Origin of the sequence: Vibrio sp. 10N.222.48.A3 (assembly GCF_041475345.1) — a bacterium.
Classification (GTDB): Bacteria; Pseudomonadota; Gammaproteobacteria; order Enterobacterales; family Vibrionaceae; genus Vibrio; species Vibrio tasmaniensis_A.
The window spans coordinates 1-305 of the sequence record NZ_JBFRVX010001585.1; the positions used below are offsets into that span (position 1 = coordinate 1).

The window sequence follows — 305 nt, forward strand, 5'->3', positions numbered from 1 at the left end:
TCTGCAAACGCTCTTTAGCTAGGTTTGCGGTTGTCTTTTTTTGTGGTCTAAAAAACTCTAGTAATGACATTGCGAATTAGCCCCCGAACAGTCTTTTGAAGATGCCTTTCTTCTGTTCCGTTAAGAAACGGAAGTCCACTTGGCTACCCAGTAGTCGTTCTACAGTATCATTGTAAGCCATACCTGCATCGGTTGCTTCGTCAAAAATAACTGGAACACCTTTGTTCGACGCGTTCAGTACTGCTTGGCTCTCTGGGATGACACCCAGTAGAGAGATGTGAAGAATCTCTTCAACGTCTTCAACA

Annotated in this window: 2 pseudogenes; both read right to left on the reverse strand. The window is 43.9% G+C overall.

Features of this window, described 5'->3' with window-relative positions:
- Positions 1 to 70, reverse strand: a pseudogene (minE, locus tag AB4653_RS27870) (cell division topological specificity factor MinE); the annotation flags it as partial.
- 6 nt (positions 71 to 76) lie between these two features.
- Positions 77 to 305, reverse strand: a pseudogene (locus AB4653_RS27875) (septum site-determining protein MinD); the annotation flags it as partial.